The sequence below is a fragment of the uncultured Draconibacterium sp. genome (assembly GCF_913060805.1).
Taxonomy (GTDB): Bacteria; Bacteroidota; Bacteroidia; order Bacteroidales; family Prolixibacteraceae; genus Draconibacterium.
Genome location: NZ_CAJXTC010000003.1, coordinates 91,782 through 108,997, shown reverse-complemented (window position 1 = coordinate 108,997; position 17,216 = coordinate 91,782). Strand labels below are relative to the sequence as shown.

Annotated in this window: 13 protein-coding genes; 8 read left to right on the top strand and 5 right to left on the bottom strand. The window is 42.0% G+C overall.

Going from position 1 to position 17,216, the window contains the following annotated elements; all coding sequences use genetic code 11:
• The first annotated feature begins 12 nt into the window (after window positions 1-12).
• Window positions 13-1,803, top strand: a complete 1,791-nt coding sequence (locus QZ576_RS02765; RefSeq protein WP_297093869.1) for an alpha-L-fucosidase — start codon at window positions 13-15, stop codon at window positions 1,801-1,803.
• Between the two features lie 225 nt (window positions 1,804-2,028).
• Window positions 2,029-2,199, top strand: a complete 171-nt coding sequence (locus QZ576_RS02760; RefSeq protein ID WP_297093868.1) for a hypothetical protein — start codon at window positions 2,029-2,031, stop codon at window positions 2,197-2,199.
• Between the two features lie 24 nt (window positions 2,200-2,223).
• Here the strand turns inward: QZ576_RS02760 and QZ576_RS02755 are convergent, their stop codons facing one another.
• A complete protein-coding gene (locus QZ576_RS02755; protein ID WP_297093867.1) occupies window positions 2,224-2,445 on the bottom strand; it encodes a hypothetical protein in 222 nt (73 codons plus the stop codon).
• Between the two features lie 172 nt (window positions 2,446-2,617).
• Here QZ576_RS02755 and QZ576_RS02750 point away from each other — a divergent pair, with 172 nt between their 5' ends.
• From QZ576_RS02750 to QZ576_RS02725, 6 genes are all read left to right on the top strand, one after another.
• Entirely contained in the window at window positions 2,618-3,073 is a 456-nt protein-coding gene (locus tag QZ576_RS02750) for a potassium channel family protein (RefSeq protein ID WP_297093866.1), read from the top strand.
• Window positions 3,057-4,193, top strand: coding sequence for an HlyD family secretion protein (locus QZ576_RS02745; RefSeq protein WP_297093865.1), 1,137 nt, complete (start codon window positions 3,057-3,059; stop codon window positions 4,191-4,193). Before QZ576_RS02750 ends, QZ576_RS02745 begins: the two co-directional genes overlap by 17 nt.
• Window positions 4,183-5,217 (top strand): hypothetical protein, encoded by a 1,035-nt coding sequence (locus QZ576_RS02740; RefSeq protein ID WP_297093864.1) that lies wholly within the window; start codon window positions 4,183-4,185, stop codon window positions 5,215-5,217. The genes QZ576_RS02745 and QZ576_RS02740 overlap by 11 nt, the downstream gene beginning before the upstream one ends.
• On the top strand, window positions 5,207-6,589 hold the full coding sequence (locus QZ576_RS02735) for an efflux transporter outer membrane subunit (RefSeq protein WP_297093863.1): 1,383 nt from the start codon (window positions 5,207-5,209) through the stop codon (window positions 6,587-6,589). The genes QZ576_RS02740 and QZ576_RS02735 overlap by 11 nt, the downstream gene beginning before the upstream one ends.
• 185 nt (window positions 6,590-6,774) lie before the next feature.
• The gene (gene kdsA, locus QZ576_RS02730) at window positions 6,775-7,593 is read left to right on the top strand and encodes a 3-deoxy-8-phosphooctulonate synthase (protein WP_297093862.1); all 819 of its coding nucleotides are present in this window, start codon (window positions 6,775-6,777) and stop codon (window positions 7,591-7,593) included.
• A gap of 1 nt (window position 7,594) precedes the next feature.
• Window positions 7,595-8,005, top strand: a complete 411-nt coding sequence (locus QZ576_RS02725; protein WP_297093861.1) for a Dabb family protein — start codon at window positions 7,595-7,597, stop codon at window positions 8,003-8,005.
• Between the two features lie 434 nt (window positions 8,006-8,439).
• On the opposite strand, the gene QZ576_RS02720 is transcribed toward QZ576_RS02725, so the two are convergent.
• From QZ576_RS02720 to QZ576_RS02705, 4 genes are all read right to left on the bottom strand, one after another.
• On the bottom strand, window positions 8,440-9,672 hold the full coding sequence (locus tag QZ576_RS02720; RefSeq protein ID WP_297093860.1) for a nucleoside recognition domain-containing protein: 1,233 nt from the start codon (window positions 9,670-9,672) through the stop codon (window positions 8,440-8,442).
• 155 nt (window positions 9,673-9,827) lie between these two features.
• Entirely contained in the window at window positions 9,828-11,657 is a 1,830-nt protein-coding gene (locus QZ576_RS02715) for a RagB/SusD family nutrient uptake outer membrane protein (RefSeq protein ID WP_297093859.1), read from the bottom strand.
• Between the two features lie 97 nt (window positions 11,658-11,754).
• Window positions 11,755-13,602: a RagB/SusD family nutrient uptake outer membrane protein gene (locus tag QZ576_RS02710; RefSeq protein WP_297093858.1), complete on the bottom strand. Its 1,848-nt coding sequence runs from the start codon at window positions 13,600-13,602 to the stop codon at window positions 11,755-11,757.
• Between the two features lie 37 nt (window positions 13,603-13,639).
• Window positions 13,640-16,813 carry a TonB-dependent receptor gene (locus QZ576_RS02705; RefSeq protein ID WP_297093857.1) on the bottom strand — a complete coding sequence of 1,058 codons (3,174 nt, stop codon included), beginning with the start codon at window positions 16,811-16,813 and terminating at the stop codon, window positions 13,640-13,642.
• Window positions 16,814-17,216: the final 403 nt, after the last annotated feature.

Here is a 17,216-nt window from a genome sequence, read left to right as displayed (position 1 = left end):
ACTAACCGACTTATGAAAAACCTGATTGTTATTGTTTGTCTGCTTTGCAGTTTACCTTCATTTGGCCAGAAAAATACCAACGAACGCGCCCAATGGTTCACTGATTCGCGTTTTGGAATGTTTATTCACTGGGGGGTGTACAGCGGAGCTGAAGGTTATTGGAAAGGTGAAAAACTGCGCAACGACAACGATTACGCCGAATGGATTTTATACCGAAACCGGATTGATCGCGACGAATATGTTACGCTTCTCGACCGCTTTCAATGGGACGAAATTGATCCCGAAGAATGGGTAATTCTGGCGAAAAAGTCGGGAATGAAGTACATAACCATTACTGCCAAACACCACGATGGTTTTGGTTTGTGGGACAGCAAAGTAAGCGATTACGATTTGGGCAATTACACCAACCCAAAACGCGATATTATTGCAGAAATGGCTGAGGCCTGCAAAAAACACAACATTAAACTTTGTCTGTATTATTCGCACTGGGTTGACTGGGAACACCCGCTGGGTTGGGATCATACACGTGAGATTTATAAAATTTCGGAAAGTGACTATGACCGCTACTGGCAGCAAAAAGTGATACCACAAATCACCGAATTGTTAACCAATTATGGAGAGATTTCAATGCTCTGGTTCGATATGTGGATCCACCACTCCGAAAGTATCGTTACCAAAGAACAATTGCTTCAGCTAAAATCACTGATTCGAGAGTTGCAGCCCAACTGCCTGGTTAATTCACGTTTGGGTTTGTCGATTGAAGAAGACCCCGACATTGATTACAAAACACTGGGCGACAACCAACTTGGCGACAAGAAAGAAGATTTCCCGTGGCAATCGCCGGCAACAGTTGCACATTCCTGGGGATTTCACTCATCCGATTCGCAATGGAAATCCACAACCACATTATTAAAATCGTTAATCGGCAACGTTAGTCTGAATGGTAATTTTATGCTGAATATCGGGCCACGTGCCAACGGCGATGTACCTTACGAAATTTCGCAGCGGATGCTTGAAATGGGAAAATGGCTGCAGGTAAACGGCGAATCGATTTACGGCGCCGAAGCTTTTGATCTGGACAAAGATCTGCACGACTGGGGAAAAATTACCTGCAAACAAGATGGAAACACTTTTAAATTATTCCTGCATGTTTATAATTGGCCATTGAACAAACATCTGAACCTAACCGGCATTTCAGCAAGTCCTGAAAAAATTTACCTGTTGGCCGATAAGCAGAAATCGCCCCTCTCCTTTTCGCACTCCGGCGCTTTCACACAAGTCGCGTTACCTTCTGACCAACCGGATCCGTATGTTTCGGTGTTAGTTGTTGAATACCAATCGAAACCGGAGATAACGGACGGGCTGGTTGCCAAAACAACTGACGGTGGTTATTCATTGCTTCCCGGAAATCAGAACCCGCAACCCAAATCAATGGAAATTACGCCTCCGGCAAAATACGGAACGGTTCCGGCTTTTGTAGCGGCTGATGGAGTTACTGATTTTAGCTGGAAAATATACGTTGACAAACCGGGTGCAAAAAGAGTAGATGTGTCGTATAGTTTTCAGGGCAACAGAAACAATAGCCAGATTGTATTAAAGGCTGCAGGGCAAGAATTGTATCATTCGGTGCATCCAACCGGGCAAACAGTTGGTGAGCCTATTCAGAATTGGCACATCGATAATTTCGAGTCGAATAAAATAGGTACGATCGATTTCCCCAAGCAAGGTTTTTACACTATCGAACTCAGTATTCGTCCAACCGAAGCTGATCCGATCAAGTTCCAGTGGTTGTGGATAAAATAGGTGTGTAGCGCAGATAAAATACTAAACGACCTTATTAACAATTGTTGATAACCGCGGTTAATTCATGGTGGATATAAACGACTGAAAATCACTTGCATTTTTTATTTTTCGCTGTATATTTGATCTATCAGGTGAGCGATAAAAGGCTGCTTGGAAATTGTGGAAACGGGAAAAGTTTCTTAGTCGGAACCGGAACCATTTCATCCCACCCCTCGGGGCGGCACAATGAAAAAGCTGAAGTTTGAACGCGATATTCTGGAGTATCAAAGTTCAGGCAATCATCTGAAAGAAGTTCCAGAAGTTCTTTCAAGATTGGGTCATCAGGCAGGAAGTAAAAAGATCAAGGTCTTAGCTGCGAAACTGCACAACGAAAACGAGGCAACTCAAACCCGTTGATTGGAAAGGGGACATCCTTAGGGATTAGCTGAATACACTGAAAGACACTTCGTTCAGGAAGGTAAGCGCGATTACCGAAAGGACAACCGGAAGGCCGAGCCGTAGAAAGCTAAGCCGGAACGTTAAGGCAAAAGCCGATTCGAAAGAAAAAGCCAACGCCGGTCGTAATAACCGTAACCTGGCACCAATAGTAACTTCGGTTACTGGAGAGTGAATGGGAGCTATTCGTAACAGAATAGTTCCCATTTGTGTTTTATAGAAACCCCCTACTCCCCCCGTCAACTTCAAAAACAATCAACAGAAATTCATTCCAGCTCTTGATTTACGTTTTAGTATTATGTAATTTTAACAAAACGCAAGTTTAATTCCCGACCTTTCTGTCTGGCGATTATACTGTTATTCAAAAATCTTAATTAAAATGTTTAAAATTCTATTCATTGGATTTGCCATAATCGCCTTTAATGTTGTCCTTCAGGCGTGGGCAAATATTTACCTCACACGAAAAACGGTAAGTGTTATTAACGAGTGGAAAAAACACCTCAACAACCTGCGAATATTACGCCTGCTTGTTTATTCCTTCTTGTTTCTAACATTTCTGCATGCAATCCACTCATTGATCTGGGCCTTTTGTTTATATCTCATCCCTGCAATACAGCCCGACTTTGCCAGTTTCCACGACATTTTTTATTATTCGATAGTTACTTTTACAACGCTTGGTTATGGCGATATGACAATCAGTTCGGAGTGGAAAATATTTTCAGGAATTGAAGCAATAAACGGAATTATGCTAATTGGATGGTCAACAGCACTGATGTATTCGTTGATTCAAATTATATTTAAAACATTACGAGAACAAAATGGCAAGCAGCGATAAAACTGAACCAAAAGAACAAGATCCGGTTGAAAACAAACAACAGGAAACACCAGCGAAAAAAAGTCCGGTAAAGAAAATAAGTCTTATCGTGCTCATCATCACGGTATTTATTTTTATAATCAATGTCCTCTCCGATCGTCATACTCCACATACCGATCAGGCGCGGGTAAAAGGATTCGTATTGCCGGTGGCCCCGATGGTTAGCGGTTATATTATAAAAACAAATGTTACCCAGCACTCGCGGGTAAAAGCAGGCGACACGCTTTTTATCATCGATCCAACATCGTACGAAATTGCCGTAAAAGTTGCCGAATCGAACCTTGAAAAAGCCATTCAGTCGATTGATGCCGGTGAGTCGTCGTTAAAATCGGCGCAGGCACGTTTAAGCCGCGCAAAAGTTAAACTCGAACGATCGACAAAAAACTGGGAACGCACCCAGCGTGTTTTGGCCGAAAACGAAGGAGCTCTTTCGGAGGCCGACATCGACCGGTCGGAAGCTTCATACCTCGAGGCAATCGAATCGGTAAAATCATCACAAGCCGATCTGGAGCGTCAAACCGAAGCTCTGGGACCACTTAACGAAAGTAATCCTACAATAAAAGCCGCATTAAACAATCTCGAGAATGCGCAAATAAATTTGGGTTATACAGCTGTGGTTGCTCCATCCGACGGAATTGTGGAAAGTTTTAACATTGAAGATGGCTATTTTGCCGCAGCAGGGCATTCACTCATGTCGCTGGTATCGAACAGCGAAATGTGGATTCAGGCTAATCTTAAAGAAAACAACCTCGCAAAAGCGGAACTTGGCGATAAAGTGGAATTGATTTTTGACATTGAACCCGGTAAAGTTTTCGAAGGTAAACTTACCAGTATTGCATACGGCGTATCGGTTGACAATACCAACCCGAATGGTTTGCCAAAAGTGTCATCGGCGCAGGGTTGGTTGCGAGATCCGCAACGTTTTCCGGTAATGATTGAGCTGGAAGACAAAGAAATTGTTAGCAAACTACGCCAGGGCAGCCAGGCCGAAATTGTAGTTTATACCGGCACAAAACCACTACTGAATATGATTGCCCGTTTACGCATCAGAATCATGTCGAAACTTTCGTATGTCCGATAAGATCAAAACATATTTTGCTGATTTAAGAAACGAATACCCGGTTTTACGTGCTGTATTTGCCGTTTCGCTTGCTCTGGTTTTTGCCACCACTGTGGGTTATCCGGCTCCTCACCTGACCGCCATTTTAACCATGATGTTTATCGGTCCGGGGAAACAGGCACTCGGGTTAAAAAAGGAAATTATTGTCCCGTTTTTAATATATGTTCTTGGGTCTATCGGCGTATTTCTGGGCAACAGTATAATCGACTACCCACTTGTAATTTTGCCATTACTCGCCCTGTCGATTTTCTGGAGTTTCAAACTGGTAAAAATACCCGCCCCTATCCGTTTGGTATTTTTAATGTTGGTTGTGCTCATACCGTTTAACAGCATAACTGCCAACGCAATTGGTGGAATAATTCTACAGGTTTTATTGCTGAATCTGATCATTGCACTGATCATCGTAAAAATAGCGTTCGCGTTATTTCCCGATAAACCAATAAGTGCCACTGACACAAAAAAGAAAAGTGCAGCGCCTCCAAATCCGCTCGACATGAACAAAGTAGCGCTAAACGGTGTGCTGGTAATTTTCCCTTTGGTGGTACTATTCTATTTTTTTAACGCCACCGTAGGAACGCTTACACTTGTTTTTACAATCATCCTCGGTTTCGATCCATTTGTTTACCAGTCAAAAAAAGGATTGGTAATAATTGCAGCCAACATGCTGGGAGGACTCTTTGGCGTTTTGGCCTATCAACTGCTAATTATTGTACCCGCCTATCTGTTCTATATTTTCCTGGTTTTGTCGGTAGCATTCTTTTTTTTGATCAACCTGTTTTCTACCAAAAAAATAGCACCTGTTTTCGCAACAAGTTTTAATACTTTTATTGTGATTATGGGAATAATTTCCACCTCAACCAGTGGAGCAGGCAGCGAACTCTGGAATCGTTTGTTCCAGATCGGAATTGCCATTGTTTACACCACTTTGGCCTATGTTGTGGTGACAACTTTTAATAATCCTAAAATCTCAGCAATTGAAGAATAAAATTACATATTCGCTTATCACCTGTTTGCTCGGAATGTTTGTTTTTTCGTGCAATGTTCACGAGAAATTCACTCAACCTGAAATTGAAATTCAGGAAACTTATACTGACGCAGTTGCCGACAGCAGCAGTTTTTCGGATGTTGACTGGTGGCAAATTTTTAACGACAGCACACTGATTTCACTCATTCGCGAAGGACTGGAAAACAACCTGCAGGTGCAAAACATGGCGACCTCGATAAAACAGTCGGAGTTGCAGTACGAAATTGCAAAAACCATGTTGATTCCGGCGGTAAACTACGGAGGAAGTGCGTCCACTTCGGCAAACTCCTTGTCGTCGGGAACATTTAAAGGCAGCGTGGCAGCATTGGCAAATGTTTCGTATACACTCGATTTTTGGGGGCAGCTCACCAACCAGCGCGATGCCGCACTGGAGGCTTACCTCGCTACCGAAATTGGTTATCAACAGGTGAAAGCAACGCTGGTAACGCAAATTGCAAGTTTGTATTTTACTTTGCGCGATATCGACAATAAAATTATTGTGGCCGAAAATATGATCGTGAACATGAACGATTTTCACGACATTATCGGTGCACGCTACCGAGGCGGTTTTGTTTCGAAAGTTGATGTTAACCAATCAGAAATTGCAGTGAAAGATGCCGAAGTTACGCTGGAGTCTTTGATTCGTGCCCGCGGACAACTGGAAAATGCCATTAGCATTGTTTTAGGATCGGCACCAAAATCTATTCCGCGCGGACTGCCACTCGAAAGACAAATAATTACGTCGGAAATGCCGCTGGGTGTCCCTGTTTATTTGCTACAACGCCGCCCCGATATCCTTATCAACGAAAAGAAATTAAAAGCACAACTACGTGTTATCGATGCCACGCAAGCTTTGCGTTATCCTAACCTAACCTTATCGCTTGATGTGGGGGCACAAATCACCGATCCGTCGATGATATTTACCGAGCTGGCTGCCGATTTGTTGGGGCCGATATTCAATGCAGGAAGAATAAATAAATCGATTGCCGTGCAACAGGAAGAATACAATATTTTGGTAAACAACTACATTCAGTCGTATTACCTGGCTCTGCAGGAAGTACAGGATGCTGTGATTGCCATTGATTCGTACCAAAAAGAATTAGAGATAAAAAAACAAAAACTCGATCTTTCGCAGGAAGCACTCGACCTGGCCTGGGTGCGCTACGAAGAAGGAGTTACTACTTTTCTCGAATTTATCAATTTGCAAAGTTCGCTGTTTAGTGCGCAGTTGCAAGTGTCGGATTCGTATATGAATTACCTGCAATCGGTAGTAAAACTTTATTTGGCGCTTGGCGGCGGCTGGGAATACGAGGCTTATGTTGACGCCGATTAGTGTCATGTCTATTCCCACATTTCGGCTACGTCATTCCGTCCGTCAATTGACGGATTCGGAATCCCATCTTTCCGTAGATGCTGAAATAAATTCAGCATGACGGCCTGACTAAGTACTATTGACATTATGCTAGAGTGCAGTAAGAAATCATTCTTTTACTACCTTTACCAACTAAAATTCAGAACATGATTCCTACGATTAAAAATCTTAAACATGCCGACGCGGGCAACTTTTTTCTAATGGCCGGCCCGTGCGCCATTGAGAGCGAAACCATGGCTATGGAAATTGCTGAAAAAGTAGTTGCCATTACCGAGAAACTCAAGGTCCCGTACATATTTAAAGGCTCGTACCGAAAAGCTAACCGTTCACGCATCGATTCGTTTGCAGGAATTGGCGACGAAAAAGCATTAAAGATCCTACAAAAAGTAAAAGAGACTTTCGATATTCCGGTGGTTACCGATATCCACACGGCCGACGAAGCCGCGATGGCTGCCGAATATGTTGACGTGCTGCAGATACCAGCTTTTCTGTGCCGCCAAACCGATATTCTGGTGGCCGCTGCAAAAACCGGCAAAGTGGTAAACATCAAAAAAGGACAGTTTCTTTCGGCCGAAGCTATGCAATTTGCAGTAAACAAAGTGCGCGATAGCGGCAACGATAACATCGCGCTTACCGAACGAGGAACAACATTTGGCTACCAGGATTTGGTTGTGGATTACCGCGGAATTCCTGTAATGAGAGAAATGAATGTGCCGGTAGTTCTCGATATTACGCATTCGCTGCAACAACCCAACCAATCGAGCGGAGTAACCGGTGGCAAACCGGAATTGATTGAAACTGTTGCACGCGCCGGAATCGCAGTTGGTGCAGATGGTATTTTCATTGAAACACATCCAAATCCATCTGAAGCAAAATCGGATGGTGCCAATATGTTGCGACTTGATTTGTTAGAGCAATTGCTAACCAAGCTGGTTTTATTAAAACAAACCGTAAATAAGTTTTAAGATGAAAAACAGACGATCATTTTTAAAAAAAGCTATTGCGGGAGTTACTTTATCGGCTATACTCCCTTTTTCGAAAAGCGCCACCGCCGGAGAAGTAAAAATCAAAGATGCGCTGATCCATCATGTATTCTTTTGGCTTAAAGAACCGGCAAATGAACAGCATAAAACACAACTGGTTGAAGCTTTGAATCAACTCACTAAAGTAAAAACAATTAAACTGAGCCATATTGGTTTTCCGGCATCTACCGAAGATCGCGATGTAGTAGATCATTCCTATTCGGTTTCGTATATGGCAATGTTCGATAGTCAGGCCGACCAGGATTCGTACCAGGTTGATCCTATTCACCTAAAGTTTGTAGAGGAAAACCAACACTTGTGGAATAAGGTCGTGGTTTACGATTCAATAGATTAATTTACTTTTATTTTCAAACTTAAGCGAAACACAATTTAGTTAGAGCGCAGCTCATTTTAAGTAGCGCGGAACACATTTTCGCCTGCGCGAAGCGTTCTTCACCTGACGCGGAGTCAGTTTTGGGTAGCGCGGAGCATTCTTCACCTGACGCGAAGTCAGTTTTCAGTCGTGCGAAGACCATTTACAATCGTGCGAAGACTATTTACAGTCGTGCGAAGACTATTTTGTGTGGCGCGAAGACTGTTTTGTGTGATGCGAAGACTGTTTTAAGTAGCGCAAAGACAGGTTGAGCTTGTTCAATGTATGTTTTAGCACTACTAAGTTATCCCTTTAACCTGTATGGTTCTTTCAGTATAAAGTATATTCTTTACCAATCAACGGATAGTTGAAAACATGCTTTTGAAACTCCAAAAAAACTACGAGAACCTCAATGATTAATAGAAGAAAAGATACGCCAGCAATATCGATGCGATAATTCCGGTAAAATCGGCAATTAAACCACAAATTACGGCGTAACGGGTATTTTTAATTCCAACGGCACCAAAATACACCGCCAGAATATAAAAAGTAGTATCGGTAGCGCCCTGCACAGTACTTGCCACTCGGCCTACAAACGAGTCGGCGCCATAAGTTGTCATGGCATCTACCATCATTCCGCGGGCACCACTTCCGCTAAGCGGTTTCATTAAAGCTGTTGGTAAGGCCGGTGTAAAATCGGCATTAACGCCCATTTGCTCAAAACACCACGTAACACCGGCAACTACCCAGTCCATAGCTCCCGAAGCACGGAATACACCAATAGCCACCAAAATAGCTACCAGGTAAGGAATAATCTTCACCGCCGTTTTAAAGCCGTCTTTTGCCCCTTCAATAAAAGCCTCATAAACATTCACTTTTCGGAACAAGGCCATTAAAATAAAGGCCACAATTACCGTAAACAAGATGAAGTTACTGGCCACGTTCGATACCTGTGTAATGGCATCTTTATCGAGCGTTGAGAAGTACCAAATGATACCAACAATAATGGCCGTTAATCCACCAAGGTAGGCCAAAATGGTTTTATCAAGCAGGTTTATTTTCTGGTAAAGGGCTACCGAAATCAGTCCGGCAATGGTAGAAAAATAGGTAGCCAATAAAATTGGAATAAAGATGTCGGATGGATTTACAGCGCCCAGCTGCGCGCGGTAAACCATAATACTTATGGGCAGTAAGGTAAGTCCCGAGGTATTCAGCACCAAAAACATAATTTGCGCATTCGACGCCGTTTTTTTATCGGGGTTGGTTGCCTGCATTTCTTTCATAGCCTGCAAACCCATTGGCGTTGCGGCATTGTCGAGGTTAAGCATATTGGCTGCAATATTCATCAAAATAGAACCGTGCGCCGGATGTTCTTTCCCCAACTCAGGAAACAACTTATTAAAAAACGGCCCAATCACTTTCGAGAACACATGAACGATTCCGCCCTTCTCCCCTATTTTCATAATCCCCATCCACAGCGTAAGCACACCGGTTAGTCCCAGCGAAATTTCGAAACCGTTTTTGGCCATATCGAAAGTGGCTTGCACCATATCGGTAAAAACCTGTGTATCGCCTAAAAACACAAGCTTCACTAGGGCAATTACAAAAGCGACTACAAAAAAGAAAATGAAAAGATAATTCAGTGCCATTCTAAAAGTTGAGATAAAAAATTAAAATTTGCCACTGAACTTAGGATAGCACAATCGGCAAATCACCGTAAAAATATAAATCTATTGTGCATATACAAAGAGATGTTGACTGAAGGGGAATATTTATAAAAGAATTAAGCTCTATTTTATGTTTACTAATCTTCGCCAATATATTCGGGGCGTTGTTGTAAAACCCCGGGCTGCATTTCAAGTTGATCTTTAGGCACCGGCATATATTTTTCATCATTGGTAAATTCCGCATTTAGCCAATTATATGATGACCGAATCCTTAAATCACTCTCTCTGAAATTATTTAGTACCTCTGCCATGCTCATTCCTCCAATCTTGTTGGGCAAGTTATCCCAGCGCCGCAGGTCGAAAAAGCGTCGGCCTTCAGTAGCAAATTCCAGGCGCTGTTCCCATTGCACTGCGCGCATCGCCTCGTCGGCATTTGCGAACGAAGTATACAAGCCTATTTTGTAGTTGGCTGCCGGTTGATCCCAATCTACAGCGCCGCCGGTTTGGAAATCATCATCAGTGGTACCTTCGCCCCACGGATAAACCGATTCAGGCAAGGAATCGATCAGCACTTTTCCCATTACCACTTCGTTTCCGGCACGTTGCCTTATGCGGTTTACCAAATCAAGTGCAGTAGGCAGATCGCCTTCTGCGGCAGCCACCTCGGCCCGCCACAACAATACATGTGCGTATCTCAAATAGCGATAATTATTGGCATTTATACCGGTCATCCAGCCGGTGGTTGTTGATAAAGTGTAACGTTGATATTTGTAGAAAAAAGTTTTTATGGCCGGTAAATACGGGCCACCATCAACCTGATGCCGAACCCAATCATAACCACGGTTAATCCCCCAGTCAAGGAATGGAATTCCACGGCGGCTAATGGTCCAGTCAATTCTTGGATCGAGTAAATCGCTTGCCGTCGTAAAATGCTCATCAGAACGGAGCCCCTGATCATTTTTCAGATCGGTATCATTAAAGGTGTCAAAAAGCGGTAATCCATTCTCGTCAACTTTATATGCATTGGCAAGGTTTTGCGATGTTTGATGAAACCCGCAACACATGCCAATATCACCTCCGTGGGGCCAATTTAATCCAATTCCCATTTCGGCGTTTAACGATTCATTTACATCATTTACAGTTGCCTGAATCTCGAAAATCGATTCGATGTTATTGTTCTTCTCTATTCTGAAATTATCAAAAAAGTTGGGCATTAATGCATACTTCCCGCTGGCGATAATTTCGTCGAGCAAAGGTTTTGCCTGCGCATATTCCAATTCTTCGAGATAAGCACGAGCCGCCAGAGCCATTGCAGCATATTTGGTCGGGCGTCCAACTTCTTCCTGCGTATCGGGAAGGTTTTCCCAGGCAAACTTCAAATCGTTTATAATAAAATTCAATACGTTTCCATCGTCGTTAACATTGGAAACAGAAGAAGGATCTTTCACATTTTCATCGATAAGTGGAATGTAATCGCCAAACACCAGCCAGGCTTCAAAATAGAATAGTGCCCGCAAAAAACGTGCTTCCGCTTCAAACTCTGTCTCTTCTTCCGAGGTAATATCTGTTGTTTTTGCCAACACCCGAAGTACATCGTTTGCACGAAAAATCCCCATACCAAATGCCCACTTCCATTTATCCTCGCAATAGGTATTTGTTGCTGCAACATCCCAATACTCTATACGATTAACATCGCTACTTGTGGTAATATCCGGAATTATATAAGCATCGTCAGATGCGCCCGAACCAAAAGTCCAGTTTTGAATAGACGCTCCCCAAGAAGTCTCCCATAATGAACTGCCCTGAACCATGGCATAAGTACCAATGAGCAAAGCATCAATTCCTTTTGCATCCATAAAATAATTTTCAGAATCAATTCCAGGTGGTTCTTTGGTAAGAAAATCATCAGAACAAGAGCTAGATGCCAGAACAAGAATGAGTATTACCAGACGTTTGTAAAGGTTCATAGTTAATGGTTTAGCGGTTGTGATTTTGGTTGATTAAATGTATAAAAAAAGAGGGACTTTTCAGCCCCTCTCTCATTCAAACCAAATCTCTATTTATTTACTTGTATTCCGGACGTTGTTCCAGAATACCGATTTGTTGATCTAACTGAGCCTGTGGAATTGGCATATACTTATCGTTGTCGCTAAAAGTATAACCTACCATACTCGCCTCTGATGTACGTACTCTCTCATCACCACGAGCGAAATCATTTAGCACTTCTGCCATGCTCTTACCACCAATTTTGTTAGGAAGATTATCCCAGCGACGCAAGTCGAAGAAACGGAAACCCTCGGTAGCCAACTCTAAACGTTGCTCCCATTGTACTGCTTCCATTGCTGCATTTGCATCGGCAAACGATGTATATAAACCAATTTGGTAGTTTGCGGCTGGTTGAGTCCAGTCAACATCTCCTCCAGTCATATAATCAGCATCTGTTGTATTGAAGCCCCATGGATATACGCCATCTGAACCACCAGGTAACTTATTAATTAAAACTTTACCCATTACTTGCTCGCTATCCATTGCACGCTGACGAATCATATTTACATAAGTTAAAGCCTCATCTAAATGACCAGCTGCTGCTGCACATTCCGCTTTCCAAAGAATAATATGAGTGTAACGCAGGTAACGATAATTATTGGCATTGATACCGGTTTGCCATCCGGTAGTAGTAGATAAGCTAAAACGCTCCGATTTGTTAAAGAATGGTTTTGCAACAGGCAAATATGGCCCACCATCAGCCTGATACCTAATCCAGTTGTTTCCCCTGTTAATACCCCAATCTTTGTAAGGAATACCACGACGGCTAATTGTATGGTCTACACGTGGATCCAAAGCATGATCAGTAGGAATAAATTCATCTTCCGATGCAACACCCTGGTCGTTAGCCAAATCGGTATCGTTAAAAGTATCGAACATTGGCAAACCGTTTGCATCTACTTTGTAGGCATTAAACAGGTTTTGAGAAGGCTGGTGGAATCCACAGCACATACCGATGTCGCCACCGTGAGGCCAGTTCAAACCAATCCCCATTTCAGCATTTAGTGACTCATTAATATCGTTAACATTAGCCTGAATTTCAAAGATTGATTCTTCGTTATTATTAGTTGCAATGTTATAGTTATCCATAAAGTCACCGGCAAGAGTAAACTCACCACTTGCAATAATCTGATCAATCAATGCTTCTGCTTCAGTGTATTTCAAGTCTTGCAGATATGCTCTTGCAGCCAATGCCATTGCAGCATATTTTGTTGCACGACCAACCTGACCTTGTGATGCTGGAAGATTACTTGCAGCGAAAGCCAAATCATCGGTGATAAATTTAAGAACTGCACCATCAGCATTCTCGTTACTTACCTGAGTTGGATCTTCTACATTCTCGTCCAATATTGGAACATAATCACCAAATACCAAACGTGCTTCAAAATAGAACAAACCACGAAGGAAACGGGTTTCTGCTCTGTATGCATTAGCCTCATCAGCTGTAATACCTCCTTCTGATTCAACCAAATCAATAATTCTCAAGGTTTTATTGGCACGGTCAACTCCCATACCAAAAGCCCACTGCCATTTGTCTGCAGGGTAGTTATTGGTAGACTGTACCACCCAATGCTCTATGTCGTTTGCAGGCGACTGGTCGGTAAGCTCTGAACCTTTATAAGCATCGTCTGAGGCGGCCGAACCATAAGTCCAGTTTTGAATGGATGCTCCCCACGAAATTTCCCAAAGAGAACTACCACCTACCATCGCATAGGTACCAATCAGCAGTGCTTCAATACCATCAGCACTATAGAGCTGATTTTCGGATAATGAGCCCGGAGGTTCCTTGGTAAGGAAATCTTCAGAACATGAATATGACATGGTTAGTAAGAACACTACAACCATTAATATTGATAGTTTTTTCATAATTCTTATCTGTTTTATATTCAAATTAAATTAACTGTTATAAACCGAGTTGAACACCGAACATAACCTGACGTGGTGTAGGCCATGCACCCATATCCATACCCATATAAGTACCAGAAGCATTTACTTCAGGATCAAGACCGCTGTAACCGGTTAGAGTAAATACGTTAGATACCTGTCCGTAAAGTCTTAAACTTTTAATACCGGCTCTGTCAAGCAACGATTTAGGAACAGTATAACCCAATCGTAAGTTTTTCAAACGCAAGTACGATGCAGCTTCGATGAATGCAGTAGATGGTTCCTGTGAAATGTCGCTTAAGTCAAGCATAGGTAATTTAGCTTTTGAGTTGTCATCCAGGTAAGGACTTCCCCAAGTGTTGTACAATGCATCTTTACTTAAACCTCCTGTAAACTGACCGTAGTCGATCCAACGAGTTACGTAATTAACCATTTCGTTACCAATACTGGCATAGAAGAACATGGTTAAATCGAAGTTTTTATAACCAACATTCATGTTCAAACCACCGGTTAAATCAGGATGTGGGCTTCCGATAAATGTTCTGTCAGCGGCAGTGATTGTTCCATCACCATTTACATCTCTGTATTTAAAGTGACCTGGCTGGTTGTAGTCAGTATCGCTATAAGGTGCGTGAGCATCAGCTTCAGCCTGAGTCTGGAAGATACCATCAACAATGTAACCATAAAATTCAGGGAATGCAGTACCGGCCGCAAAACGGGTATATACTTTCTGACGTTCTGTTGCTGCGTCTACGTAGCGGTCAGGATCTCCTGAAAGTTTCAAAATCTCGTTTTTGTAGTGCGACAAATTCATACTTATATTGTAAGTTAAATCGCCACCTACAGCAGTGTTGTTATACGATACTTCAAAATCAAAACCTTTGTTTTCCATTTCACCAACGTTAACATAAGGAGCCGTTGCAATACCCATCACCTGAGGAATAGGTTCGCGGAACAACATGTCTTCAGTATTACGTTTCCATAAATCAAGAGCTATAGCCAAATGATTATCCAACATATTAGCATCGATACCAATATTTATAGTTTTTGTAGTTTCCCAGGTTACCTCGGTACTTCCCAATGTAGAAGGCATAAATCCTGAAACTGCTCCGGTATTCGATCCGTCAATAGCATACGACGAACGATAAGCATCGGTTGCATAAGTTGAGTACGAGTTGTAGTTACCAATACGGTCATTACCCGACATACCCCAACCTAAACGCAATTTCAACATATCTAACCAACTGCGAGATCCTTGCATGAAGTTTTCCTCGGTGATTGCCCATGCAGCTGAGGCAGCTGGGAAAACAGCATATTTATTATCGTCGCTGAAACGAGAAGAACCGTCACGACGTACTGTACCTTCCAGGTAATATTTACCCATGTAGTTGTAGTTTACACGACCAAATACCGAGAACATAGACCATTCTGATGCATTACCATCGTTTTCTTTGTTACTTTCACCTGAATCCAGTTGCATGTAATTAGGATCTTCAGAGAAATATACACGACGGCTTGCATTTAAGTCTTGCCAGTAATTGTCGATTGCTTCGGTACCAACCAATACATTCAGCTTATGAACATCGTTAAATGTTTTGCTATAGTTTAAAGTGTTCGACCAGTTCCATTGCAAACTGTATTGCGACAAGAAGTCAACACCATTTACAGTATTTGGCTCAGAACGCTCATAAGTAGGCAGTACATAATTTTTAGTATTACCCTGGCTCCAGTTGGCACCAAATAATGTTTTGGCTGTAAGACCTTCGGCCAAAGTAACTTCAGCAAATGCATTACCTAAAATACGCATCCATTTACCATTGTTATCGCGTGCATCCCAAAGAATTTGTACAGGGTTGGCAGCGTTACCCATTCCGTTAGCTTTACTACCGGCAAATTCCACACCACTAATATCATAAACAGGAATTATTGGTTGCGAACGATAGGCATGCGAAATTGCAGTTCCTTCACCATTGTCTCCAAATGCACCATGTTCATCGATATACGCAACCTGTACCGATTCACCAACTTTTAACCAGTCGTTAAATTTGGCATCCGCATTCATACGCATGGTATAACGTTTAAAATCTGTCCATTTCAAAATACCTTCTTCATCCAGGTAATTGGCAGAAAACGCGTAGGTAGAATTTTTACCACCACCACTTACAGAAAGATCATACTCTTGAATAATACCGGTTTGGTAAATTTCATCGTACCAGTCAGTACCTTGTTTATTTGCCTTAAATATTGTACCATTTGGATAACTGTAAGAAGACTCATCAACTTCGCCAGACATGGCACCAGCAGGTAAAATATAATCAGGAATTACCGGAGAAGAACCTGAACCATACTGAGGATGATTTGGAGCAACTCCTTGGTTAGCATATTGTAACCAAACAGCATCAGCATACTCTTGTGTGTTCAACAAATCGTATTGGTTTGTTGCTTTGGTAACACCCGTACGAACCGAGAAGTTAATGTTAGGTTGTTGGTTTGCACGTCCACGTTTGGTAGTAATAATTACAACACCGTTTGCACCACGTGTACCATAAATAGCAGCCGAAGAAGCATCTTTCAATACTGAAATACTTTCAATATCCCCCGGAGGGATGTTGTTACCAGGTCCTGAAGGTACACCATCGATAACATACAATGGATCAGGATCGTTAATGGTTCCAATACCGCGAATACGGATGGTAGCATCAGCACCCGGACGGTTGGCAGAAGTAACAGTCACACCGGCAACCTGTCCCTGAAGACGACTGGCAACACTGGTTTCTGATGTAGTCTCCAGCTTTTCAGCTGATACAGAAGAAACAGCACCTGTTAATTCTTCTTTCATTTGAGTACCGTAACCTACAACAACTACCTCGTCAACACCGATCACATCGGCTTTCATAACTACGTTAATTGTTGATTGCCCGGCAATCTCAACCTCCTGTGTTAACATACCAATGTAAGAGAAAGTCAATTTCTCTGCACCATCAGGTAACGTTAACGTGTAATTACCATCAATGTCGGTGATTGTTCCCTGAGTAGTTCCTACAATCACAATCGACACACCAGGTATCCCCACGCCATCTTCACCGGTAACAGTACCGGTAACAGCTGTTTGCGCATAAGAACCTAGAGAAAATGCCATGAATACAGACATCATAAGCAAGGTTAAAAAACCTCTTAAAGGATTTTTTTCCATAGATTTTAAGTTTTGGTATTAATAAATAGAAATTTGAATAAAAATTATTCTGAATTGAATTGTAGTGAACCTACAATTCTACATAAGGATCAGTGTGGTCCATCCATAAGTTTAATTAATTAGTTAGTTAGTAAATGTAATCTTCGTTAGTTTTAGTCTATAATCAAAAATACTAGTCGAATATTTTTGATTTGCTTGCTAAAATATATTTTTCATTTAAACATCGTTTATGTAGGCAATGTATTAGAAAACATAAATGTAACTTCGACACAATGAAAACCAATCCTAACCCACGCAATTACAAGTAGTAAACTATTTTTATAAAAATGACATGTATCCTTTTCATGCCCTAGTTATTCAGAAAATCATTTATATAATTGTATTATTATTCAAAACTGCTAAG

What these genes read in the sequence shown, in the direction of transcription:
- QZ576_RS02765 (WP_297093869.1), top strand. Translation starts at nt 13, where the DNA reads ATGAAAAACCTGATTGTTATTGTTTGTCTGCTTTGCAGTTTACCTTCA.
- QZ576_RS02760 (WP_297093868.1), top strand. Translation starts at nt 2,029, where the DNA reads ATGAAAAAGCTGAAGTTTGAACGCGATATTCTGGAGTATCAAAGTTCA.
- QZ576_RS02755 (WP_297093867.1), bottom strand. Translation starts at nt 2,445, where the DNA reads ATGGGAACTATTCTGTTACGAATAGCTCCCATTCACTCTCCAGTAACC.
- QZ576_RS02750 (WP_297093866.1), top strand. Translation starts at nt 2,618, where the DNA reads ATGTTTAAAATTCTATTCATTGGATTTGCCATAATCGCCTTTAATGTT.
- QZ576_RS02745 (WP_297093865.1), top strand. Translation starts at nt 3,057, where the DNA reads ATGGCAAGCAGCGATAAAACTGAACCAAAAGAACAAGATCCGGTTGAA.
- QZ576_RS02740 (WP_297093864.1), top strand. Translation starts at nt 4,183, where the DNA reads ATGTCCGATAAGATCAAAACATATTTTGCTGATTTAAGAAACGAATAC.
- kdsA (WP_297093862.1), top strand. Translation starts at nt 6,775, where the DNA reads ATGATTCCTACGATTAAAAATCTTAAACATGCCGACGCGGGCAACTTT.
- QZ576_RS02725 (WP_297093861.1), top strand. Translation starts at nt 7,595, where the DNA reads ATGAAAAACAGACGATCATTTTTAAAAAAAGCTATTGCGGGAGTTACT.
- QZ576_RS02720 (WP_297093860.1), bottom strand. Translation starts at nt 9,672, where the DNA reads ATGGCACTGAATTATCTTTTCATTTTCTTTTTTGTAGTCGCTTTTGTA.
- QZ576_RS02715 (WP_297093859.1), bottom strand. Translation starts at nt 11,657, where the DNA reads ATGAACCTTTACAAACGTCTGGTAATACTCATTCTTGTTCTGGCATCT.
- QZ576_RS02710 (WP_297093858.1), bottom strand. Translation starts at nt 13,602, where the DNA reads ATGAAAAAACTATCAATATTAATGGTTGTAGTGTTCTTACTAACCATG.
- QZ576_RS02705 (WP_297093857.1), bottom strand. Translation starts at nt 16,813, where the DNA reads ATGGAAAAAAATCCTTTAAGAGGTTTTTTAACCTTGCTTATGATGTCT.